This is a genomic window from Gryllotalpicola reticulitermitis (genome assembly GCF_042651345.1).
Classification (GTDB): Bacteria; Actinomycetota; Actinomycetes; order Actinomycetales; family Microbacteriaceae; genus Gryllotalpicola; species Gryllotalpicola reticulitermitis.
The window spans coordinates 258,855-280,604 of record NZ_JBHSCN010000006.1; the positions used below are offsets into that span (position 1 = coordinate 258,855).

Annotated in this window: 22 protein-coding genes; 17 read left to right on the forward strand and 5 right to left on the reverse strand. The window is 69.2% G+C overall.

Features of this window, described 5'->3' with window-relative positions:
• The first annotated feature begins 14 nt into the window (after positions 1-14).
• Genes metK through ACFOYW_RS14610 form a run of 4 tightly spaced genes read left to right on the forward strand, consistent with a single transcriptional unit; the run spans position 15 to position 5,542 of the window.
• Positions 15-1,208, forward strand: a complete 1,194-nt coding sequence (gene metK, locus ACFOYW_RS14595) for a methionine adenosyltransferase (protein WP_390230379.1) — start codon at positions 15-17, stop codon at positions 1,206-1,208.
• Positions 1,209-1,223: 15 nt separating this feature from the next.
• Positions 1,224-3,206, forward strand: a complete 1,983-nt coding sequence (locus tag ACFOYW_RS14600) for a primosomal protein N' family DNA-binding protein (RefSeq protein WP_390230382.1) — start codon at positions 1,224-1,226, stop codon at positions 3,204-3,206.
• A 36-nt stretch (positions 3,207-3,242) separates the two neighbouring features.
• Positions 3,243-4,163 (forward strand): methionyl-tRNA formyltransferase, encoded by a 921-nt coding sequence (locus ACFOYW_RS14605; protein ID WP_390231406.1) that lies wholly within the window; start codon positions 3,243-3,245, stop codon positions 4,161-4,163.
• 11 nt (positions 4,164-4,174) lie between these two features.
• Complete coding sequence (locus ACFOYW_RS14610; RefSeq protein WP_390230385.1) at positions 4,175-5,542, forward strand: RsmB/NOP family class I SAM-dependent RNA methyltransferase; 1,368 nt, start codon at positions 4,175-4,177, stop codon at positions 5,540-5,542.
• Between the two features lie 42 nt (positions 5,543-5,584).
• Here the strand turns inward: ACFOYW_RS14610 and ACFOYW_RS14615 are convergent, their stop codons facing one another.
• The 5 genes from ACFOYW_RS14615 to ACFOYW_RS14635 all read right to left on the reverse strand — a co-directional run bounded on the left by ACFOYW_RS14615 (position 5,585) and on the right by ACFOYW_RS14635 (position 11,038).
• Positions 5,585-7,471, reverse strand: coding sequence for an ABC transporter ATP-binding protein/permease (locus ACFOYW_RS14615; RefSeq protein WP_390230388.1), 1,887 nt, complete (start codon positions 7,469-7,471; stop codon positions 5,585-5,587).
• Positions 7,471-8,718 (reverse strand): peptidoglycan-binding domain-containing protein, encoded by a 1,248-nt coding sequence (locus ACFOYW_RS14620; RefSeq protein ID WP_390230391.1) that lies wholly within the window; start codon positions 8,716-8,718, stop codon positions 7,471-7,473. The genes ACFOYW_RS14615 and ACFOYW_RS14620 overlap by 1 nt, the downstream gene beginning before the upstream one ends.
• Entirely contained in the window at positions 8,711-9,460 is a 750-nt protein-coding gene (locus ACFOYW_RS14625) for a hypothetical protein (RefSeq protein WP_390230394.1), read from the reverse strand. The genes ACFOYW_RS14620 and ACFOYW_RS14625 overlap by 8 nt, the downstream gene beginning before the upstream one ends.
• Positions 9,461-9,626: 166 nt before the next feature.
• Positions 9,627-10,541 (reverse strand): hypothetical protein, encoded by a 915-nt coding sequence (locus ACFOYW_RS14630; protein ID WP_390230397.1) that lies wholly within the window; start codon positions 10,539-10,541, stop codon positions 9,627-9,629.
• On the reverse strand, positions 10,541-11,038 hold the full coding sequence (locus ACFOYW_RS14635; RefSeq protein ID WP_390230400.1) for a peptidase inhibitor family I36 protein: 498 nt from the start codon (positions 11,036-11,038) through the stop codon (positions 10,541-10,543). The genes ACFOYW_RS14630 and ACFOYW_RS14635 overlap by 1 nt, the downstream gene beginning before the upstream one ends.
• 91 nt (positions 11,039-11,129) lie before the next feature.
• On the opposite strand from ACFOYW_RS14635, the gene rpe reads away from it, so the two are divergent.
• The 13 genes from rpe (at position 11,130) to lgt (ending at position 21,703) form a co-directional block, all read left to right on the forward strand.
• Positions 11,130-11,795, forward strand: coding sequence for a ribulose-phosphate 3-epimerase (gene rpe, locus ACFOYW_RS14640; protein ID WP_390230403.1), 666 nt, complete (start codon positions 11,130-11,132; stop codon positions 11,793-11,795).
• A 158-nt stretch (positions 11,796-11,953) separates the two neighbouring features.
• Positions 11,954-12,895: a DUF3761 domain-containing protein gene (locus ACFOYW_RS14645; RefSeq protein WP_390230406.1), complete on the forward strand. Its 942-nt coding sequence runs from the start codon at positions 11,954-11,956 to the stop codon at positions 12,893-12,895.
• An 80-nt stretch (positions 12,896-12,975) separates the two neighbouring features.
• Positions 12,976-13,239 (forward strand): phosphoribosyl-ATP diphosphatase, encoded by a 264-nt coding sequence (locus ACFOYW_RS14650; protein WP_390230409.1) that lies wholly within the window; start codon positions 12,976-12,978, stop codon positions 13,237-13,239.
• Between the two features lie 49 nt (positions 13,240-13,288).
• Entirely contained in the window at positions 13,289-14,128 is an 840-nt protein-coding gene (hisG, locus tag ACFOYW_RS14655) for an ATP phosphoribosyltransferase (protein WP_390230411.1), read from the forward strand.
• 1 nt (position 14,129) lies between these two features.
• Positions 14,130-14,894 (forward strand): imidazole glycerol phosphate synthase subunit HisF, encoded by a 765-nt coding sequence (gene hisF / locus ACFOYW_RS14660; protein ID WP_390230413.1) that lies wholly within the window; start codon positions 14,130-14,132, stop codon positions 14,892-14,894.
• Entirely contained in the window at positions 14,891-15,280 is a 390-nt protein-coding gene (hisI, locus tag ACFOYW_RS14665; RefSeq protein ID WP_390230415.1) for a phosphoribosyl-AMP cyclohydrolase, read from the forward strand. Before hisF ends, hisI begins: the two co-directional genes overlap by 4 nt.
• A complete protein-coding gene (locus tag ACFOYW_RS14670; RefSeq protein WP_390230418.1) occupies positions 15,277-16,803 on the forward strand; it encodes an anthranilate synthase component I in 1,527 nt (508 codons plus the stop codon). The genes hisI and ACFOYW_RS14670 overlap by 4 nt, the downstream gene beginning before the upstream one ends.
• Positions 16,800-17,435, forward strand: a complete 636-nt coding sequence (locus tag ACFOYW_RS14675; RefSeq protein ID WP_390230420.1) for a Trp biosynthesis-associated membrane protein — start codon at positions 16,800-16,802, stop codon at positions 17,433-17,435. The genes ACFOYW_RS14670 and ACFOYW_RS14675 overlap by 4 nt, the downstream gene beginning before the upstream one ends.
• Positions 17,436-17,475: 40 nt before the next feature.
• Positions 17,476-17,715: a DUF6704 family protein gene (locus tag ACFOYW_RS14680; RefSeq protein WP_390230422.1), complete on the forward strand. Its 240-nt coding sequence runs from the start codon at positions 17,476-17,478 to the stop codon at positions 17,713-17,715.
• Positions 17,716-17,720: 5 nt separating this feature from the next.
• Positions 17,721-18,494: an indole-3-glycerol phosphate synthase TrpC gene (gene trpC, locus ACFOYW_RS14685; protein WP_390231409.1), complete on the forward strand. Its 774-nt coding sequence runs from the start codon at positions 17,721-17,723 to the stop codon at positions 18,492-18,494.
• 11 nt (positions 18,495-18,505) lie between these two features.
• Entirely contained in the window at positions 18,506-19,720 is a 1,215-nt protein-coding gene (gene trpB / locus ACFOYW_RS14690; protein ID WP_390230425.1) for a tryptophan synthase subunit beta, read from the forward strand.
• Between the two features lie 104 nt (positions 19,721-19,824).
• Positions 19,825-20,631, forward strand: coding sequence for a tryptophan synthase subunit alpha (trpA, locus tag ACFOYW_RS14695; RefSeq protein ID WP_390230428.1), 807 nt, complete (start codon positions 19,825-19,827; stop codon positions 20,629-20,631).
• A 73-nt stretch (positions 20,632-20,704) separates the two neighbouring features.
• Positions 20,705-21,703, forward strand: a complete 999-nt coding sequence (gene lgt, locus ACFOYW_RS14700; RefSeq protein ID WP_390230431.1) for a prolipoprotein diacylglyceryl transferase — start codon at positions 20,705-20,707, stop codon at positions 21,701-21,703.
• The last annotated feature ends 47 nt before the right edge of the window (positions 21,704-21,750 follow it).

Genomic DNA, 21,750 nt, shown 5'->3' on the forward strand with positions numbered 1-21,750 from the left:
ACCGAAGGAGACCCGTGGCACCCCTGCGCCTTTTCACCTCCGAGTCGGTCACGGAAGGTCACCCCGACAAGATCTGCGACCAGGTCTCCGACAGCATCCTCGACGCGCTGCTCACGGTCGACCCGCATTCGCGAGTCGCCGTCGAGACGATGGTCACGACCGGCCAGGTGCACGTCGCGGGCGAGGTGACCACGTCGGGCTATGTCGAGATCCCGCAGATCGTGCGCGACAAGATCTCGGCGATCGGCTACACCTCCTCCGACGTCTGGTTCGACGGCCGCTCATGCGGGGTGTCGATCTCGATCGGCTCGCAGTCGCCCGACATCGCCCAGGGCGTCGACGACGCGTTCGAGACGCGCGAGGGCACCAGCATCGACGAGCTCGACCGTCAGGGCGCAGGCGACCAGGGCATCATGTTCGGCTTCGCGACGACCGAGACGCCTGAGCTCATGCCGCTGCCCATCTGGTTGTCCCACCGCCTCGCCGAGCAGCTCGCCGCGGTCCGCAAGTCGGGCGAGCTCGACTTCCTGCGGCCCGACGGAAAGACCCAGGTGACCGTCGGCTACGAGGGCCTCACCCCGCAGACCATCGACACCGTCGTGCTGTCGACGCAGCATTCGCCCGCCGTCTCGCTCGCGGAGCTGCGCGAGTCGGTCGAGCAGGCGGTCATCCGGCCGGTGCTCGAGAACCTGGCCCTCGACCACTCGGCGGTGAAGCTGCTGATCAACCCCACCGGCAAGTTCGAGATCGGCGGCCCGCAGGGCGATGCCGGCCTCACCGGCCGCAAGATCATCGTCGACACCTACGGCGGCGCGAGCCGGCACGGCGGTGGCGCCTTCAGCGGGAAGGACCCGTCGAAGGTCGATCGTTCCGCCGCCTACGCGATGCGCTGGGTCGCGAAGAACGCCGTGGCCGCGGGGCTCGCGGAGCGCCTCGAGGTACAGGTCGCGTACGCGATCGGCGCGGCACACCCCGTCGGTCTGTACGTCGAGGCCTTCGGTACGGAGCAGGTGCCCGTCGAGCGGATCCAGTCGGCCATCCTCGAGGTGTTCGACCTGCGCCCCGCCGCGATCATCCGCGATCTCGACCTGCTGCGCCCGATCTACACGCAGACGGCCGCGTATGGGCACTTCGGCCGGGAGCTGCCCGACTTCACCTGGGAGCGGCTGGACCGCGTCGACGCGCTGCGCACCGCCGCCGGCGTCTGAGCGGAGGGGCCGAATATGGCCTCCGTGGCGCGGGTGATGCTTGACTCGCCCCTCCCGCAGCTCGACCGCCTGTTCGACTACGCGATCCCGCCTGCCCTGGCCAGCGAGGTCGTCCCGGGAGTGCGGGTGACTGCCGCGCTGCGCAGCGAGCGGCGCATCGCCGACGGCCTGGTCGTCGACGTCGGTGACACGAGTGACTTCGACGGCGCTCTGGCGCCGCTGGAATCCGTGGTCTCCCCGGCGCGCGTCCTCGCGCCCGAGGTGTGGGCGCTCGCTCGGCGAGTCGCCGATCGCCAGGCGGGCAGCGCGAGCGACGTGCTGCGTCTCGCGATCCCTCCGCGCTCGGTCGCGGCCGAGAAGAAGTGGCTCGCGCGCGAAGCGCCGGCTGTCGTCCCGGTCGGCGCGGTGCCGGCGGTCGAGGGGTATGCGAGCAGTGCTGTCGAATCGGCGGTCGACGGCCGTGCGCGCGTCGCCCTGCGATCGATTCCGGGCATCGTGGAGCTTCCCGACGGCAGTTCGGTGGGTCGCTGGGCGCTCACGCTGGCGCAGGCAGCGGCCCGCACAGTGGCGTCCGGCGCGAGTGCCATCCTGGCCGTGCCCGACTATCGCGATCAGGAGCAGCTCGAGGCCGCCTTGCGTTCGGTTGTACCGGGGGAGCTGATCGCGTCGCTCGACGCCCGCCGCACCCGGCCGCAGCGCTACGCCGCGTTCCTCTCGTGCCTTGATGACGTGCCACGGGTCATCGTCGGCAACCGCTCGGTCGTCTACGCGCCGGCCGCGAAGCTCGGCCTCATCGCTCTGTTCGACGACGGCGACCCACTGTTCGCCGAACCCCTCGCGCCGTATGCGCACGCTCGCGACGTGGCACTCATCCGGCAGGAGCAGCAGAGCTGCGCCGTCATGTTCGCGGGCCACACCCGCTCGGTCGAGGTGCAGCGCCTCATCGAGCTGCACTTTCTCACCGAGCTCGCCCCTGTGCCGCTCGTGACGCCGAAGGTGGTGCCGACCGTCGCGCAAGATCCCCAGTCGCGTGGCGACGCCGGCCGCGTGCCGAGTGCCGCGTTCCGCGTCGCGACCGAAGCATTGCAGGCGGGCTCGGTGCTGGTGCAGGTCGCACGCCCCGGCTACGTCTCGCTGCTCGCCTGCCGACGTTGCGGCCAGGCGGCCCGCTGCACGCACTGCGCGGGCCCGCTGCAACTCGCCTCGTCGCACGCCTTGCCGAGTTGCGCATGGTGCGGCCGGCTCGCCGGCGGCTGGGCATGCTCCGAGTGCGCCAACAACACCTATCGCATGGTGACCCGCGGCTCGGGTCGCACCGCTGAGGAGCTCGGCCGCGCATTTCCGGGCACCCGGGTGATCGTGAGCGACGGCGAGCGGCCGGTCACCCTGGTCGACGGCGAGCCGCGCACCCTGGTGGTCGCGACGCGCGGCGCCGAGCCTGTTGCGGTCGGCGGGTACGCGGCGGTGATCCTGCTCGATGGTGAGCGGATGCTGCAGCGCGAGAGCCTCCACGTGGGCGACGACTGCCTGCGCTGGTGGTCGAACGCCACGGCGCTTGCGGCCCCGGGCGCGACCACCGTGCTCGTCGGCGTCGGCGGTCCGCTGGCGCAGGCGCTCGGCCTATGGCAGCAGCACTCGTATGCGGCAGCGCAGCTCATCGACCGGCGGGCGCTCGGGTTTCCGCCGGCCGTGCGCGTGGCATCCGTCACCGGGAAGCCGGCGGCCGTGCAGCAGGCGCTCGACGCGCTCCTCGAGGTTCCCATCCGCGATGTCCTCGGCCCCGCGCCGGTCACCGCCGACGGCCCGCGAACCGCTGATGGCGGCCTGGTGCGCGCGGTGGTGCGCTTCGACTACGCCCATGGGTCCGAGGTCGCCACGGCGCTGCGCGGCGCCGTGCTGCGCGGTGCGACCGGCACGCGAAGGCCGCCCGCCGGGCAGAAACGACAACGCCCCGCTCCTACACTGAGAGTCAAACTGGACGACCCCGAGATCCTCTAGGACGAACCCCACTTCATGCCAAGCCCCGCACCTTCCCTGCGCATCGTGTTCGCAGGCACACCGCCCGTCGCCGTCCCCTCACTCGACGCGATCGCCGCGAGCCGCCACGACGTCGTCGGCGTCGTGACCCGCGGCGACGCACCGCTCGGTCGCAAGCGCGTGCTGACTCCGTCGCCGGTCGCAGCGCGCGCCGCCGAGCTGGGTCTGTCGCTGATCAAGGCGAACCGACTCCGCGACGCTGAGACGGAGGCAGTGCACTCCGTCGCACCCGACCTCGGTGTGATCGTCGCCTATGGCGGGCTGCTGCGCGCCCCCATGCTCGCGGTGCCACGGCTCGGGTGGATCAACCTGCACTTCTCGCTGCTGCCGCGGTGGCGCGGCGCGGCGCCCGTGCAGCGGGCGGTGATGGCCGGCGACACCGAGACGGGTTCCGCCGTGTTCCAGCTCGTCGAAGAGCTCGACGCGGGTGACGTGTTCTCCCTCGAGCGGCGGTCGATCGGGCCCGACGAGACCGCCGGTCAGGTGCTCGAGGCACTGGCGTCGCGAGGCGCCGGTCAACTGGCATCCGTCATCGATGCGATCGCCGACGGCGACGCGATCCCGACGCCGCAGAGCGGCGAGGTGACGATCGCCGCAAAGCTCACCATCGACGATGCGCGACTCCGGCTCAGCGAGCCGGGCGATCGCGTCTACGCACGACTGCGCGGCGTCACGCCGGAGCCGGGAGCGTTCGTGCTGCTCGCCGGCGAGCGCTTCAAGCTGCACGAGGCGCGCCTCGCGCGCGGCGCCGACCGCCTTGCGACCGGGGCCTTCGCCGCCCGGGGTGGCAAGGTCTACCTCGGCACCGCGACGCATCCGCTCGAACTCATCACAGTGCAGCCCGCCGGCAAGCGGCCGATGGGAGCCGCGGACTGGTGGCGCGGCCTGCAGCGCCCGGAGGAGCTGATCGCGGAGTGAGCACGCCGTCCATGACCCCGAGTCCCCGTCGCATCGCCTACGACGTGCTGACGGCCGTCCGCGAGTCGGATGCCTACGCCAACCTTCTGCTGCCCGTGCGGCTCGAACGCGCGCGCCTCGCGACCGCCGACGCGGCGCTCGCGACCGAGCTCACCTATGGCACGCTGCGCATGCAGGGGTATTACGACGCGGTCATCCGCCTCGCCGCCCACCGCGAGATCGACCAGATCGAGCCGGCCGTGTGCGATGTGCTGCGCCTCGGCGTGCACCAGCTGCTGTCGATGCGGGTTCCCTCGCACGCCGCCGTCAACGAAACGGTGCAAGTCGCCGCGAGCGCACTGGGCCGCAACCGTGTCGGTTTCGTCAACGGAGTGCTGCGGGGCATTTCGCGCACCAAGCCCGAGGTATGGCGGGAGCGGGTGCGTGCGGACGCGAGCGCGCCCGACGACGCGATCTCGGCGCTCGAATCGCACCCGGTCTGGATCGTCCGGGCGATGCGGCGGGCCCTCGCCGCCGAGCGGCGCCCGGGCGCGGATGTCGAGCGCGAGCTTGCCGAGCTCCTCGCAGCCGACAACGCGGCGCCGCGCGTCAATCTGATCGCATTGCCCGGCGGCCCCGGGCTGCCCGACGGGGCGCAGCCAGACAGCTTCTCGCCCTACGGCTTCACACTTCCGGGCGACCCCTTCGCGCGTGTTCGCGCGTCGCAGGGCTGGCTTCGGGTGCAGGACGAGGGGTCGCAGCTCGCGGCGCTCGCCTTGGTCGCGGCACGCCCGGTCGAGCTCGGGGAACGCTGGCTCGATCTGTGCTCGGGTCCGGGGGGCAAGGCCGCGCTGCTCGGTGCGGAGGCGCGCCGCGGCGGTGCCACGCTCGTCGCCAACGAGGTGATCCTGGCGCGCGTCGGGCTCGTCCGCAACGCGGTCGCGCCGCTCGGCGAGGCGATCGAGGTGGTGGAGGGAGACGGCCGCGAGACCGGCGACGCCCATCCCGCGGAATTCGACCGCGTGCTTCTCGACGCACCGTGCACGGGTCTCGGCGCCCTGCGCCGGCGCCCCGAGGCGCGCTGGCGAAAGCATCCGCGCGATGTCGCTGAACTCACGCGACTGCAGGCCGCTCTTTTCGACTCCGCGATTCGCGCTCTCAAGCCGGGAGGAGTGCTCGCGTACGTGACGTGCTCACCTCACCTGGGCGAGACGCGCATCACGGTCGCCGACGCGCTGAAGCGCAACCCCGGCGCCCTCGAAGAGCTGCCGACGCAAGAGATCCTGCAGGGCGCCGTCGCGCACCCGCTCGACCTCTCAGGCGACCCGGCTCAGGTGCAGCTATGGCCGCATCGGCACGGCACGGACGCGATGTTCATCGCGCTGCTCCGCAGGCTCTGACGACCAGCGGGGCATCAGCCCTGCTCGTGCGTGTCGATGGCATCAGGCCCGCAGCGCGTCGCTAGGACGGATGCGCGTGGCCCGGATCGATGCGGCGAGACCGCCGATCGCGCCGACCACAATGCCCCCGGCGAGCGCGACGGGAACGACGCGGAGGTCGAAAACGGGAGCCCAGTGGTTCAGCATGGTTACGCCGAGCACCGAGCCAAGTCCCGCGACGAGCCCGCCGCACCCGCCGATCAGACCGAGCATCGCCGTCTCGGTGAGAACCAGTGTGAAGATGTGGCGCCCCAGAGCCCCGACGGCGCGGCGGAGTCCGAATTCCTGGCGCCTCTCAAGCACGGCAAGAATGCTCGTGTTGGCGAGCCCCACGATCGACGCGAGCATCGCGACGGTCGTGAAGACGATCAGTGTCAGGCGCACCTCTCGCTGGATCTCCGCCCGCAGCGATGTGGGGTCGCGCGGGGCCGACACGTCAAGAGCCTCGGGTGCGAAAGGATCGATGACCACGGGCGCCTGACGGGCGACCTGCTGTGCGGCCCCGGACTCGGTCAGGACGAGTGCGCGGGCGTGCCCTGCTGCGGCCAGCTTCGTCGCATCGTCTTGCGGAAGCACGACGGCGCCGAGGGCGTCAGCGACCCGAGGCGTGGCCGTGATGACTCCGGCGATGGTGGTCGGGATGCCTCCGAGACTGACGAGGGGGGAGCCGACCAGCGGCCCGAGCTTGATCTGCTGCGCGAGCGTCGCACCGATCAGCGCCTCGTGCGGGTGCAACCGATGCGCGTGGCCGGGTGCCCATTGCACAGTGGAGCGACTGGCCGACTCGTAGTCTCCGCTCGCGCCGTACACGGTCACTGAGTACTTCGCCCGGTTCGGGTTGACCTGCAACTCGGCTGAGTCGTGAGCTCGCAGGAGGCTCGCGGCGCGTACTCCTGCGACGGCGCGCAGTCCAGCGAGAATCGCCGCATCCGTCGTGTCGCGCGACGCGGTGAGCGCGCCCGCCTCCCACGCCACCGTGACGTCGCGGTTCGTGTGCGCGTTGAAGGTTCCGGCGACCTGGGCCCCTGCTGAGCTCGTGATGCCGGCCGTAGAGACCGCGAGTCCGACGCCAAGGGCGACGGCCGCGATGAGCCCGAGTGATCGGCCCGCGCGCGAACGGATCGACGCCAAGGCATCGAAGGCGAGGTCTCGGGCTCGCAGACGCGACGGCTTGCCCGGTGGCGCGGGCGCTGCATGCTCTGATGACGACGGGCGGGCGCGGATGTCGGACAGCACTCGACCGTCTCGCAGGCGCACCCGGCGACTGGCGATCTCAGCGGTCTCGGGCGAGTGGGTGACCAGCACGACCGTTGATCCGCGCGCGTTCACGACACTGAGTGCGTCGGTGACGGCCTTTCCGTTCTGTGAATCAAGGTTCCCCGTGGGCTCGTCTGCGACGACGACCGGAGTTTCCGCGGCAAGGGCGCGAGCGATGGCGACCCTTTGCCGCTCACCACCCGACAGCGTGCCGGCCTTCTGCCGGGCGAGGTGGGCGATGTTGACCGTCTGCAGTGCCTCCAGTGCCCGCCGGCGCCGGTCAGCCGGACGCAGGCCGCGATAGAGCAGAGCAAGTTCCACGCTGTCGACGACGGGACGTCGATCGAGGAGGTGGAACGCCTGGAATATGAACGCGAAGGTGTCCGAGCGGGCCTCCGCCAGGCGTCGGCTCGTCGAGCGGCCCGTGTCGACATCATCGATCCGATAGCTCCCGGAGGTGGGCTCATCCAGCAGGCCGATGATATTCAGCAAGGTCGACTTGCCGCCTCCCGACGGTCCCTCGATGGCGACGAAATCGCCCTGGGCGATCTCGAGCTCGATACCGGTGAGCACGGTTGTCGCGCTAGCGCCGGAGTAGATCTTTCCGAGGTGTTCGAGCCGAAGTGCGGGCATCAGTCGACTCGTACCTGGTCACCGACGGTGAGCACATGGCCGGTCATTGGCTCGACGGCGGATCTTCCGTCGAGCTCGCCGAGCTCTTTCACGTCGACGTGCCGGAAGGAGCCGCCTGCGGTCTTGACGAGAAGTGTCCCGCCTCCATGGCTGTCGGTCACGACGGCCCGCGAGGGAACCAGCAGCGCGTTCTCGGCGGATTTCGACATCACGACGGTGAGCAGAACTCGCTCACCGTCCCACTCGGGAGGGAATGGCGACTCGGCGGTCGGCGTGGCCACGATGGTGGCGGATTCGTCGTCACCCGACGCGTTCCGCACAGCCGCCACGGTGATCGACACGGACTTCCCTCCGTGTTCGGCTGTGCCCTTCATGCCTGCTCGAGCAACCGCCGCGACGGATGCCGCGATGGACCCCGAAGCCACCCGATTGCCGAACTCCACGCCGACCTTCGTGCCGTCCCCCACGGCGTTGCCGACCGCGGGCACAGAGACGGCGGTGGCCGGTAATGTCGCGAACGCCATCAGGTTGGCGACCGGCAGGAATGGCTCAGCCGAGGGCGGCGGCGGGGAAGGGGTGGCGGTGCCGTCCGGCGTGTCGGGGTCAGCGGCGTCCCCGTCTGCGTCTGCGGCAGGCGGGCGCGATGGATTCGCTTCCCCTGGGCTCGCGTCAGGTCCGGCTGGAGCGCGAACCGGCACGGGGTAGCCGGCCTGGCGGTACAGCGCGGCGATCGCGTCGGCCGTGGCGGGTCCGAAACGTCCGTCGACGGCGACCGCGTGGCCTGCCTCTCGCAGGCCCTGCTGGAGTTGGAGTACGTCCCGGCCGCTGTCGCCGACGGTGAGGTCGCGATAGTACGGAAAGGCGCCGGGCAGCGCCAGAACAGGAGCGCCGTTCACCTCGAGCAGCAACTGGCCGCTGCGAACCGTTTCACCGCGGCGCACGAAGGTCGCGGTCACGTACCCGCCGCCCTCGGTCGCAGGCACCACGACTGCAAGCTGGCTCTCCGCGGCGATCGTCGTGCTGGCGGTGAAGGTCTGCTCCAGGGATCCGCGCTCGACGTGAGCCAGCGTAGGTCCAGCCGGGGGCGGCGACGCCTCGGCTTCCTTCTGCGCCGGGGACTCGAACGCTTCCGCCGCGAACCACCCGCCGACGAACACACCGATCAATGCGACGACACTGACCGCCGCGACGACAACCCTTCGGCCGACTCGGCCACCGAGCAGAAATTCCCGGCGAGCCTCATCCATCCGACGGGGCTTTCGGAGCGTGCTCGGCGATCACCTTGAGCACCGTGGCCCGATGCTCGGTCGTCTCCTCACGCGTGCGCTGCAGTTCATCGGCGTTTCTCCGCAGCTCCTTGACCTGCAGCCTCCACTCCTCGTTATATGCGACGCGGCTCCAGCCTGAACTGTTCCGACAAGCCACGTCGCGGACCGCGACCTTGATCTCTTCGGGCGTCGGTGTCGGCGCCGCGTGAATGCCGAAATCCTCAGCCATCGCCTCCGACGGCATCTTTGCCGGAGTGTCAGGCAGATCCGAGACACCGGCCGAAGCCATGCACGTGCGCCACGCCTTCGCTGCCGCCTTGACCGACTTCGACTCCTGCGCCGCCTCATACGCCGCCTGCGCGTAACCGGTAGCCGCAAGCGTGTCACCGGACGTGAGCGGAAGCACCTCTCGCGCCTTGTTCAGACACTTCGTGAACACAGCGTCGTCCACCTCCAACAGCTCCGACCCATGGGCCCACTCCCGCCACGCATCGTCAGACTGACCGGCCGAACCCAGATCCCGATAGCCGTACGTCGCGGCGATCGCCGCATTGAGGATCTGCCGATTCGCGGCGTTCCGCGTCGGCGCCTCCGCCAATCGCACGTCCTGCCACGGCACGTCCCAGCTGAAGCCCTGCGCCTCGATGCACGGTTGCATCAGCAGGTTCTCCGCATAGTCGTCGGCATGGTCGCCGACCGGAATGTACTCGTCCAGAGGCATCGCCCACCGGTCGACATTCTTCGGCGGCAGCTCAAGCTTCGCCGCAGATGGATCGCGCCCGGACGACTCCGACCCACCCGGACTCGAACACGCCGACAGCACCAATGCGGCAAGGACCGAAAGCGGCGTGACGACGTGGGCTCGAGCAATCACCGACGAGACCGGGCTACCCAACTGACGGAGCCTTCGGAGCGTGCTCCGCAATCACCTTCGACACGAGCGCCCGATGCCGGACGGTCTCACCCCGGATCGCCTGGAGTTCGTCCGCGTTCTTGGCGAGCTCCGCCACCTGAAGCTTCCACTCCGCGTTATACGCCGCCTTCGTCCAGCCGGATTCGTTGCGGCACCCTGCATCTCGCACCGCGAGCTCAATCTCGTCGGCTGTCGGCGTCGGCCCTGCATTGATGCCGAACTCGGACATCATGGAGTCCGTGGGCATCTTGGCCGGGGTATCCGGCAGGTCCGAGATTCCGGCCGGCTCCATGCACTTGCGCCACAGCTTCGCTTTGGCTCGGACCGCCTTCGACTCCTGGGCTGCCTCATACGCTGACTGCGCGTAGCTCGTGGCAAGTTGGGCCGAACCGGATTGCAGCGGCATCACCTTACGGGCAGCCTCGAGGCACATCCTCGAGGCGTCGAACTCTTCATCCGGAATGTCGCTCAGGGCGAATGCACGCCAGGCGTCGTCTGGGCTGTTGTTTCCGCCCAGGTCGCGGTAGCCATGGACTCTTGCGACCTCGGCAGTGAAGATCCTGCGATCGACGGCGTTCCGGGTTACGGCCGCCTCCTGGTTCACGTCCTGCCACGGGACGTCCCAGCTGTACCCCTTTGCCTCCATACACGGTTGAACCAGAAGAGCTTCTGCGTAGTCGTCGACGTGATCGTCGACCGGAATGTATTCGTCGAGTGGCATCACCCACCGATCGACGTTCTTCGCCGGCAGCTCGATGTGAGTGGTCGGCCGGTCAGCACGGTCGCCTGAACTGGAGCACGCGGTAAGGGCCAGCATGCCCAGCCCCAGTGTGGCCATACCGAGGCCTGCGGTGCCGCGCCGTCGCTGCACCACGCTCGAAGCGAGCATTACGAACACCGGTAGGCCGGGTCGCAGGAGCTAAAAAATCCCGATGAGAGGTTGTCGTTGGACCGACTGGTGGGCACAGCCCCAGTCGCATTGCTCAAGTTGTCGTCGCCGTTTCCAGGTTTGAGCTTGAACATGTAACCCGACGAGTAGCTGCCTTGGTACCAGTGCGTCGTGTCCTGTTTGCCGTTGTTGTACACCGATGATGCGCTGTCGTTCGCGTTGCCGTTGAGAAGCCCAGTGACCTTGGAGGGACCGTAGTTCCAGTACCGGAAGTCGGCGATCAGGAGCGTGAACCGGACGTTCTTCGCCGCCGATCCACCGGTCTTGTAGCCCGCGTCCTTCCAGAAACAGGCCGAACCCGCAGGGCAGTTACTGACCGCCGCGTTCGCCGGCGCGGCCGTGAGCAGCCCACCGGCCACGGCACCGATTACGAGCAAGCCCGCGGCCACCGCCCGAGAACGTCGGCGTGAACGACGGGGCGTCGTCTGAACGGTCATGTGATCCTCCATAGATTGTGTGTAGCCCCCATGGTTTTGCACCAGTTATAGCAGCTGCCGCCCCCGAGCGGGCCGCCGATAGGCTGGCCCCATGGCCGCCCGCATCAACCCGAGCATCCTGTCCGCCGACTTCGTCAACATGCAGCACGACCTCGAGCGGATCGCGGGCGCCGACTACGTGCACGTCGATGTCATGGACAACCACTTCGTGCCGAACCTCACCTTCGGCCCGCAGATGGTCGAGCGGGTGCAGGCAACGAGCCCCGTGCCCCTCGATGTCCACCTGATGATCGACGACCCCGACCGCTGGGCCCCCCGCTATGCCGAGATCGGATGCTTTTCCGTGACGTTCCATGCGGAAGCGGCCACCGCGCCGATCACCCTCGCGCGCACGCTGCGGAAGCTCGGCGCGCGCGCCGGCATCGCGCTCAGCCCGAAGACCGATGTCGGTGCCTACCTCGACCTTCTTCCCGAATTCGACCAGGTGCTGATCATGACGGTCGAGCCCGGCTTCGGCGGCCAGCGGTTCCTTCCGCACGTCATGCCGAAGCTCACTCGCCTGCGGGAAGCCGCCGAGCGCCAGGGGCTCGACGTGTGGCTGCAGGTCGACGGGGGAGTGACTGAAGAGACGATCGTCACCGCCGCGACGGCCGGCGCCGACACCTTCGTCGCGGGCTCGAGCGTCTTCGGCGCCGATGACGCGGGCGCGGCGATCGAAGCGCTCCGCGCGGCGGCATCCGCTCACATTCACCGATAACCCATCGCGGTTCACCGATGACTCACCTCGGGTGTCGGTTCGGCGCAGCGACCCCGGTCTGACGACGCGAGCGGGCTGGGTCCCGCGAACTGGGGCTGCGACTGAGCCGAAAGGTCGCGCAGACTCGGCTTGCCTCGCACGCCACCGAAGGATTCGTCATGTCCGCTGCACCATCATCCGGTCTCCGACGCGTTGTCGGCCGCCTCGCGAAACTCCCCGTGACCACCTGGGTCGGCATCGTCGGCGCCGCTCTCGCGGCCCTTCTCGGTGTGCTCTCCGGCGGCTTCTGGCTGATGGTGTTGCTGCCCGCGCTGGTGATCCTCCTGACGGCCGTCTACGGGCTGCTGTTCCGCCGAGCCACGTGGCTTCGCCTGCCGCGCAAGCGCGCCGCAGCCGCCCTCGGTGCTGCGGTGGCATTTGCGGTCCTGATCGGTTCGGCCGCCGCGTTCGGTGCCACGCATCCGACTCCAACCGCCGCACCGCGTCCGGCTGCAGCGGCCAGCGTGTCGCCGGCCCGGGCGAGCCACGCGACCGCACCCCGGCCCACGCGAACCCACACGGCCGAGACTGCGTCGACGACGACCACGCCGACACCCGTCCCGACGCCGTCTCAGACCCCGACACCGACCCCGACCCCGACCGCAACACCGACACCGACGCCGAGCCCGACTCCTGTCATCACGACCGAGCTCGTGAGCGAGACGTCGTCGATCCCGTTTCACTCGACGACGGTCACGAGCGCGACCAGGGCGAAGGGCTCGTCATCCGTCACGACCGTCGGCGTCAGCGGCGTCGAGACGAAGACCTATCTCGTCACCTATACCAACGGTGCCGAGACGGGCAGCACGCTGAAGAGCGACACCGTCACCAGGCAGCCGGTGACCCAGGTGACAACTGTGGGAACGTACGTTGCGCCGGCGGCCCCCACTTGCACCAACGGCACGTACGTCAACAGCGCCGGCAACACAGTCTGCCGCCCTGAGGTCTCATCGAGTGCGCCGAGCGGGGCGACCGCGAAGTGCAATGACGGCACGTACAGCTCCAGCCAATCGCGTCGCGGGACGTGCTCGTCGCACGGCGGCGTCGCCGTGTGGCTCTGAATCGGAGCCTCGCGGACCGTTGCATCGATCCTGAGGATCGGCGACCCGGGCGCGCTCATCTCTGCTAGTAGCCTGGAGTCGTGAAGACCTTCGACGACCTCTTCGCTGAGCTCAGCGAGAAGGCCAAGTCCCGCCCTGAGGGGTCCCGCACCGTCGCCGAGCTCGACGCCGGCGTCCATCAGATCGGGAAGAAGATCGTCGAAGAGGCTGCCGAGGTCTGGATGGCGGCGGAATACCAGAGCGACACCGAGACCGCCGAGGAGATCTCGCAGCTGCTGTATCACCTGCAGGTCGCGATGATCGCGCGCGGGCTCACCCCCGAGGATGTGTACCGACATCTCTGATCGGATGCCTGACCCGAACCCGCACCGACCAGAAAGCCTCACCACTCACATGCTCAAGATCGCCGTGCCCAACAAGGGCGCACTCTCCGAAACCGCCGCCGAGTACCTCAAGGAAGCGGGCTACACCGGCCGCCGCGACCCCAAAGAACTCATCGTCGCCGACCCGCGCAACGGGGTCGAATTCTTCTATCTGCGCCCGCGCGACATCGCGACATACGTCGGCAGCGGCGCCCTCGACGTCGGCATCACGGGCCGCGACCTGCTGATCGACTCGGGTTCGAACGCCCACGAAGATGCACCGCTCGGCTTCGCTGTGTCCACGTTCCGCTTCGCGGGCCCGGTCGGCGCCTTCACCGAGCTCGAGCAGCTGCGCGGTAAGCGCGTCGCGACGAGCTACACCGGCCTCGTCGGCGGCTACTTGGCCGATCAGGGCGTCGACGTCGACCTCGTCAAGCTCGACGGTGCGGTCGAGTCGGCGGTGCGCCTCGGCGTCGCCGATGCGATTGCCGACGTCGTCGAGACCGGCACCACGCTGCGCAAGCAGGGGCTCGAAATCTTCGGCCCGACGATCCTCAAGTCCGAGGCCGTGCTCATCGCAGGTCCCAACGAGGCACCCGGGCTCGCTACCCTGCACCGTCGGCTCGAGGGCGTGATGGTCGCGCGTCGCTATGTGCTGATGGACTACGACCTGCCCAGCCGGCTGATCGAGCAGGCGACGGCGATCGCGTCGGGCATGGAATCGCCGACTGTCTCGCCGCTGCGCGATCCGGAATGGGTCGCCGTGCGGGTCATGATCCCGCGCACCGAGATCAACGACGTCATGGACCGACTGTACGAACTCGGCGCGCGCGCGATCCTCGTCACGCCGATCCACGCCGCGAGGCTCTGACATGACCGTCGCAGTGCGCGTCATCCCCTGCCTCGACGTTGCGGGCGGCCGCGTCGTCAAGGGCGTCAATTTCTTGAACCTGGCGGATGCCGGCGACCCGGTCGAGCTGGCGCGACGGTATTACGAGCAGGGCGCGGACGAGGTCACCTTCCTCGACGTCACGGCAACGGTCGAAGGCCGTGATACGACGTATGAGATGGTGCGCCGCGCCGCGGAGCAGGTCTTCGTGCCGCTCACCGTCGGCGGCGGGGTGCGTTCGGCCGACGATGTGGCGAAGCTGCTCGCGCACGGCGCCGACAAGATCGGCGTCAACTCCGCGGCCATCGCCCGCCCCGCGCTCATCAGCGAGATCGCCCACCGCTTCGGCGCACAGGTCTGCGTGCTCTCGCTCGACATCAAGCGCAGCCCGAGCACCGAGAGCGGCTTCGTCGTGACGACTCACGGCGGCCGCACCGAGACCGACCTCGATGCGCTCGTGTGGGCCAAGCGGGCCATCGAGCTCGGCGCCGGGGAGTTGCTCGTCAACTCGATCGACGCGGACGGCACGAAGGCCGGGTACGACCTCGAGCTCACGCGACTCATGCGCGAGGTGTCGAGCGTGCCCGTCATCGCCAGTGGCGGCGCCGGGAGCCTCGGCGATTTCGCTCCGGCGATCGCGGCGGGCGCCGACGCCGTGCTTGCGGCATCCGTGTTCCATTACGGCGAGCTCACCATCGGCGACGTGAAAGACGAACTGCGCGCCGCCGGGTTGGAGGTACGAGCGTGACACAGAGTTCTGCAGCGGGCGCGCGGCCAGATACTGACGCGATCCTCGAGCGCGTCAGGTTCAACGCCGACGGGCTCATGCCCGCGATCATCCAGCAGCACGACACCCGCGAGGTGCTCATGCTCGGCTACATGGACGCCGAGGCGCTGCGCCGCACGCTGACCGAGGGTCGCGTCACCTTCTGGTCGCGGTCGCGGCAGGAGTACTGGCGGAAGGGCGATACGAGCGGCCACGCGCAGTACGTGCGCCAGGCGGCGCTCGACTGCGACGGCGACACGCTTCTCGTCGAGGTCGAGCAGATCGGTGCCGCGTGCCACACGGGCGACCGCAGTTGCTTCGACGCCGACGCGCTGAGCCCGGTCGTGGGCGAGGCTCCGACCCTATGACGACGACCACTCGCACGGACTTCGACTCCCTCTTGCCCGGGCACCGCGTGCTGCCCGTCGTGCGCGAGCTCTTCGCCGACGGCGAGACACCGGTCGGCATCTACCGCAAGGTCGGAGCCGGCCGCCCCGGGACGTTCCTGCTCGAGTCGGCCGAGCAGGGCGGCATCTGGTCGCGTTACTCGTTCGTCGGGGCGAACGCGTTCGGGGTGCTGACCCAGATCGGCGCATCCGCGACGTGGCTCGACTACGGCCTGTCCGCGCAGCGCGCGCTGGGCGCCCCCATCGACGACGCGATCGCACCGCTCGACGTGCTCGACGCGTTGAACTCCCGCTGGCAGACGCCGGCCGTCGGCGGCCTGCCGCCGCTCACGGGCGGTCTCGTGGGCTTCGTCGGCTGGGAGGCCGTGCGCCAGCTGGAGCGCCTGCCGCACCAGCCGCCGGCCGAGTTCGATGTGCCGGGCCAGGCATTCTGCTTCGTCGCCGACCTCGTCGTCGTCGACCACCGCACGGGTACCGTGCAGCTCATCGCGAATGCGCTGAATGACGGCGAGACGGATGCGGACGGCCTCTGGTCCGACGCGCAGAAGCGCCTCGACGCCCTTCAGGCGAAGCTCGCGCAGCCGCTCGACGCGTACCTGCAGCTCGCCGACCTGAGCGTCGCGCCGACGCCCGTGCATCGCACTGCCCGCGAGGACTTCCTGGCCGCGGTCGAGACGTCCAAGCGGTACATCCGGGCGGGCGACATCTTCCAGGTCGTGATCTCGCAGCGCTTCGAGCAGCCGGTCACCGCCGACCCGGTCGACGTGTACCGGGTGCTTCGCACGATGAACCCGAGCCCGTACATGTACCTCCTGCAGCTCGAACGCCCCGACGGCGAGCCGTACACGATCGTCGGATCGAGCCCCGAGGCTGTCGTCAAGCTGACCGTCGGCCGGGTCTACTCGCATCCGATCGCCGGCAGCCGCCCGCGCGGCGCGACGCCCGAGGAGGACGCCGACTTGGAGGCCGGCCTTCTCGTCGACCCGAAGGAACGTGCCGAGCATCTGATGCTCGTCGACCTCGCCCGCAACGACCTCGCAAAGGTGTGCGCCGCCGGCACCGTCGAGGTGACCGAGTTCATGCGGGTGGAGCGGTTCAGCCACATCATGCATCTCGTCTCCTCCGTCGAGGGCGACATCGCGCCGGGTGTCAGCCCGGTCGACGTGTTCCGCGCCACGTTCCCGGCGGGCACGCTCTCCGGCGCGCCGAAGCCGCGCGCGCTCGAAATCATCGATGAGCTGGAACCCGCCCAGCGCGGCGTCTACGGGGGAGTGGTCGGCTACTTCGGCTTCTCCGGCGACGTCGATCTGGCGATCGCGATCCGCACGGCGACGCTCCTCGGCGGAACGGCGTACGTGCAGGCGGGCGGCGGTCTCGTCGCCGACTCCGATCCGATGAGCGAGTTCGAGGAGAGCCGCAACAAGGCGGCCGCACCGCTGCGCGCCGTCGCGGTCGCGAATGCGATGCAGCGGGTGCTGTCATGAACGCGCGCAGGGCCCGCTCTCTGAAGCTCGGCACCATCCTCGCGGTCCTGATCGGTGCGGGCCTGGGGCTCGCCGGTGCGACGCAGACCTGGTACACGATCACACTCACGGCGCGGGCGGGACACTTCGCGCCTCTCGCGGTCGACGGTTCGACGGCGGCGCCCGCACTCACCGCGCTGTCCCTCGCCGGGCTCGCGCTCGCCCTCGCTCTGGCCATCGCGGGGCGCCTCGCGCGCCTCGTCATCGGCGTGATCGGAATCCTGCTCGGCGTCTGCCTCATCATCGCGAGCGTCGGGAACCCCGCGCACACTGCGGGGGTTCGCGACGCGATCTCGAAGGCGACCGGCATCGCCGGCACCGCATCGGTGAACGCGCTGATCGGGCACGCCTCTGCGAGCATCTGGCCCGCCGCCGCCCTCGTCGGGGGTGCGCTCGTGGTCCTCGGCTCGCTCGCGGCCGTCGTGACCGGGCGACTGTGGCCGGGCGGATCGCGTCGTTACGACGCCGTGCGCTTCGAGGATGCGGAGGGGCCGGCATCCGCTCGACCGAGCCGCACTCCCGCACCGCGCCCGGGCGACAGCGCCGTCGACGACTGGGACGAGCTCACGCGCGGCGAGGATCCGACTTCGTGATCGGTAGACTTGATCCAAGCCCTTCAAGACCAGGAGAGACATGAGCGGCATCAGCGAGCACCACGAGGAACTCGGCGAGGGGCACTCGCCGGCTGCGTGGACGGCGGTGATCATCATGCTTCTCGCCTTCGCGATCGGCACCACGTTCTTCGTCTTCGCGCTGCCGTGGGGCGTCGTCGCCTCCGGCGTGCTGTTCATTATCGGCCTGATCGTCGGCTGGGCCATGAAGCGGGCCGGCTACGGCGTCGGTGGAGCGAAGTACCAGCCCAAGGGCCACTAGTGTCCATCCTCGCCGACCTGACGGCCGGCTCCGTGGAAGATGCGAACGCACGCAAGTCGGTGCGTCCGAAGGCCGCGGTCGTGCGTGCCGCGCGTGCGCAGCAGCCGGCGCTCGATGCACTCGAGCTGCTCGCGCCGTCCGAGCGCGTCAAGATCATCGCCGAGGTGAAGCGCGCGAGCCCGTCCCGCGGCGACCTGTCGGCCATCGCCGACCCCGCGCAGCTCGCCGTCACTTATCAGACAGGCGGCGCGAGCGCGATCTCGGTCCTCACCGAGCAGCGCAGGTTCAAGGGCTCCCTCGCCGATCTGGAGGCCGTGCGCGCTGCTGTGACCGTTCCGGTGCTGCGCAAGGACTTCATGGCGACCGAGTACCAGGTCTATGAGGCGCGTGCGGCGGGTGCCGACATCGTGCTGCTCATCGTCGCGGCGCTCAGCCAGAAGAAGCTCGCCGTGCTGCACACGCTCGTGCGCGAGCTCGGCATGACTGCCCTCGTCGAGACCCATTCCGAAGAAGAGGTCGATCGTGCGCTTGAGGTCGGTGCGGGCCTCATCGGCGTGAATGCGCGCGACCTCACGAACTTCGAGCTCGACCGCGATCTCTTCGGCCGCCTCGCCGACCGCATCCCCTCCGGCGTGGTCCGGGTCGCCGAGTCGGCCGTCCTGAAGCGCAAAGACGTCGCCCACTACCGCGAAGCGGGCGCCGATGTCGTGCTGGTGGGTGAGGCGCTCGTCACCGACGGCGACCCGATCCGCACCTTGGAAAAGTTCCTCTCGGTATAGGAGTTGATCAGATGACCCTCCGCGACGTCGTCGGACCGGATTTCGGCGCATTCGGTGGCCGCTTCATGCCCGAGTCGCTGATCGCTGCGCTCGATGAGCTGACGGACGCGTGGCAGCTCGCCAAGCAGGACCCGGGGTTCGCCGAAGAGCTCTCGGAGCTGCACCGCACGTACACTGGGCGCCCGTCGATCATCACCGAGGTGCCGCGCTTCGCGCAGCACGCCGGCGGGGCTCGCGTCATTCTCAAGCGCGAGGACCTGAACCACACCGGCAGCCACAAGATCAACAACGTGCTCGGCCAGGCGCTGCTCGTGAAGCGGATGCTCGGAAAGACGCGCCTGATCGCTGAGACCGGCGCGGGTCAGCACGGCGTCGCCACGGCGACCGCGGCCGCCCTGTTCGGCATGGACTGCACCATCTACATGGGCGAGGTCGACACCGAGCGCCAGGCGCTCAATGTGGCGCGCATGCGCCTGCTCGGCGCCGAGGTCATTCCCGTGACCACCGGCTCACGCACGCTGAAGGACGCGATCAATGAGGCGTTCCGCGACTGGGTCGCCAACGTCGGCACGACGCACTACCTTCTCGGCACCGTAGCGGGACCGCATCCGTTCCCCACGATGGTCCGCGACTTCCACAAGATCATCGGTGAAGAGGCGCGCGCGCAGGTGCTCGAGCTGACCGGCAAACTGCCCGACGCGGTGGCGGCCTGCGTCGGCGGCGGGTCGAATGCGATCGGCATCTTCCACGCTTTCCTCGACGACCCCTCGGTGAAGCTGTTCGGCTTCGAACCCGGCGGCTACGGCATCGAGTCGGGCAAGCACGGTGCGACTCTGGAAGAGGGGCGCCCCGGAATCCTGCACGGCAACAAGACCTATGTCCTGCAGGACGAAGACGGTCAGACGCTCGAGTCGCACTCGATCTCGGCGGGCCTCGACTACCCGGGCGTCGGTCCTGAGCACGCGTGGCTCAAGGACCTCGGGCGTGCCGAGTACCGGAACATCACCGACGACGAGGCGATGCAGGCGTTCCGGCTGCTCTCGCGCACCGAGGGCATCATTCCGGCGATCGAGTCGGCGCACGCCCTCGCCGGCGCGATCAAGCTCGGCCAGGAGCTCGGGCCCGAGGCGACGATCCTCGTCAACCTGTCCGGGCGCGGCGACAAAGACGTGGCGACGGCGGCGAAGTACTTCGACGTGCTCGACAACGACGCAGAGCAGCTGTGACCGCGTCGCTCGCCGCCACGGGCGGCGATGAAGATGAGCCAGCAGCTGTGACCGCGTCGCTCGCCGCCACGGGCGGCGATGAAGACCAAGAGGAGCAAGCAACTGTGAGCAGCACGACGCACGCCACGACGTCCCCGGTGGCACAGGCGATCGCGGCGGCGCGCGAGACTCGCAAGGGGGCGCTCGTCGGATACCTGCCGATCGGATTCCCCGACCTCAGCACCTCGATCGACGCCGCGGTGGCCCTCGTCGAGTCGGGTGTGGATGTGCTCGAACTCGGGCTGCCGTATTCCGACCCCGTGATGGACGGCGCGGTGATCCAGGCCGCCGCGCAGCAGGCGTTGTCGAACGGCTTCCGAACCCGCGACGTGTTCACGGCGCTGCGTGAGATCCGTGCGCAGGTCGCTGCGCCCGCGCTACTCATGACCTACTGGAACCCGGTAGTGCAGTTCGGGGTCGAGCGCTTCGCCGACGAACTGGTGGCCGCCGGGGGCGCAGGACTCATCACGCCCGATATCACCCCGGACTCGGCATCCGATTGGATCGCTGCGAGCGACCGAACCGCTCTCGACCGAGTCTTCCTCGCTGCGCCGAGCTCACCGGATGAACGGCTTCGTCTGTCGGTCGCGAACTCGCGCGGGTTCGTCTACGCCGTCTCGACGATGGGTGTGACGGGTGCACGCGCGTCAGTCGACGAGGCAGCGCGGGGTCTAGTCGGTCGCCTGCGCACCGCCGGAGCCGACTCGGTGTGTGTCGGCATAGGGATCTCCACCGGCGCCCAGGTGGCCGAAGTCCTGTCCTACGCAGACGGGGCGATCGTCGGCGCCATGCTCGTCAAGTCGCTCGCCGACGGGGGAGTGTCCGGAGTTCGCTCCGCGGCCGAGTCGCTCGCCGCGGGCACGCGCTCATAGCCGACGCTGTCCCTAGCACCTCAACACCACCCGTAGACTTCTCCCGGCCCCGCAGTCAGCCGGGGGGAACCCCATGGAAGGCACCATCACCTTGCTGGAAGCGCTTGTCTCGAGCATCCCGAGCCCGACCCCCGCGTGGCAGTCGTTCAAGGTCGGCCCGTTCACGATCCACTACTACGCGTTGCTGATCCTGCTCGGCATCATCCTCGCCGCGTGGTGGACGCACGCTCGCCTCACCAAGCGCGGCGGCGAACCGGGTGTGACGCTCGACGTGGTGCTGTGGACGGTGCCGCTCGGCATCATCTTCGCCCGGGCCTACCACGTGGTCACCCACCCCCACGATTACTTCGCGGCCGGTGACAACCTCGTGAACGTCTTTTACATCTGGGACGGCGGCAATGCGATCTTCGGCGCGCTGATCGGTGGCGCGCTCGGCCTGTGGCTCGCGTGCGTGACGCCGCGCCGCCACAAGCTCCGGTTCATGTCCTTCGCGGATGCTCTCGTGCCGGGTCTGCTGCTGGCCCAGTCGATCGGCCGCCTCGGCAACTACGTCAACAACGAGCTCTTCGGCCTGCCCACCAAGCTGCCGTGGGGTCTGCAGATCCCGACGACGAACAAGGCCTACCCGGCCGGCCTTCCGGCGCACACCGTCTTCCACCCGCTGTTCCTGTACGAGATCGTCTGGAACGTGCTCGGCATCATCGTGCTGCTGCTCATCGAGCGGAAGTGGAAACCGCGCTGGGGCATCTTCTTCGGCATGTACCTGATCTGGTACGGCGCCGGCCGCAGCTACCTCGAGTCGATCCGCATCGACCCGAGCGAGTTCGGCTTCCTCGGGATCCCCAGCAACGTCTGGGCCGCGTTCGGCGCGGTTGTCCTCGGCATCGTGATCATCGCTGTGCAAAGCCGCCGTCACCACGGCGCCGAGCCGAGCGTGTACCGCCGCGGCTACGAATGGACGCCCGACGGCGATGACGTAGACTCGCAGCAGCCTGAGCTCACCGAAGACATTCCGGGCGATCTCGCCCCGTCCGATGAGACTTCCGCCGAAGCCAAGGCCACAAGCCGGTAGCAGAGCTCGTAGCCGTTCCACGACACCACCCCCGCGAACGGAGAAAC

Bases quoted from the DNA above. Each gene is read 5' to 3' on its own strand.
- ACFOYW_RS14600 (WP_390230382.1), top strand. From the start codon at position 1,224: ATGGCCTCCGTGGCGCGGGTGATGCTTGACTCGCCCCTCCCGCAGCTC.
- ACFOYW_RS14610 (WP_390230385.1), top strand. From the start codon at position 4,175: ATGACCCCGAGTCCCCGTCGCATCGCCTACGACGTGCTGACGGCCGTC.
- ACFOYW_RS14615 (WP_390230388.1), bottom strand. From the start codon at position 7,471: ATGCCCGCACTTCGGCTCGAACACCTCGGAAAGATCTACTCCGGCGCT.
- ACFOYW_RS14620 (WP_390230391.1), bottom strand. From the start codon at position 8,718: ATGGATGAGGCTCGCCGGGAATTTCTGCTCGGTGGCCGAGTCGGCCGA.
- ACFOYW_RS14625 (WP_390230394.1), bottom strand. From the start codon at position 9,460: ATGCCTCTGGACGAGTACATTCCGGTCGGCGACCATGCCGACGACTAT.
- ACFOYW_RS14630 (WP_390230397.1), bottom strand. From the start codon at position 10,541: ATGCTCGCTTCGAGCGTGGTGCAGCGACGGCGCGGCACCGCAGGCCTC.
- ACFOYW_RS14635 (WP_390230400.1), bottom strand. From the start codon at position 11,038: ATGACCGTTCAGACGACGCCCCGTCGTTCACGCCGACGTTCTCGGGCG.
- rpe (WP_390230403.1), top strand. From the start codon at position 11,130: ATGGCCGCCCGCATCAACCCGAGCATCCTGTCCGCCGACTTCGTCAAC.
- ACFOYW_RS14645 (WP_390230406.1), top strand. From the start codon at position 11,954: ATGTCCGCTGCACCATCATCCGGTCTCCGACGCGTTGTCGGCCGCCTC.
- hisG (WP_390230411.1), top strand. From the start codon at position 13,289: ATGCTCAAGATCGCCGTGCCCAACAAGGGCGCACTCTCCGAAACCGCC.
- hisF (WP_390230413.1), top strand. From the start codon at position 14,130: ATGACCGTCGCAGTGCGCGTCATCCCCTGCCTCGACGTTGCGGGCGGC.
- ACFOYW_RS14670 (WP_390230418.1), top strand. From the start codon at position 15,277: ATGACGACGACCACTCGCACGGACTTCGACTCCCTCTTGCCCGGGCAC.
- ACFOYW_RS14675 (WP_390230420.1), top strand. From the start codon at position 16,800: ATGAACGCGCGCAGGGCCCGCTCTCTGAAGCTCGGCACCATCCTCGCG.
- ACFOYW_RS14680 (WP_390230422.1), top strand. From the start codon at position 17,476: ATGAGCGGCATCAGCGAGCACCACGAGGAACTCGGCGAGGGGCACTCG.
- trpB (WP_390230425.1), top strand. From the start codon at position 18,506: ATGACCCTCCGCGACGTCGTCGGACCGGATTTCGGCGCATTCGGTGGC.
- lgt (WP_390230431.1), top strand. From the start codon at position 20,705: ATGGAAGGCACCATCACCTTGCTGGAAGCGCTTGTCTCGAGCATCCCG.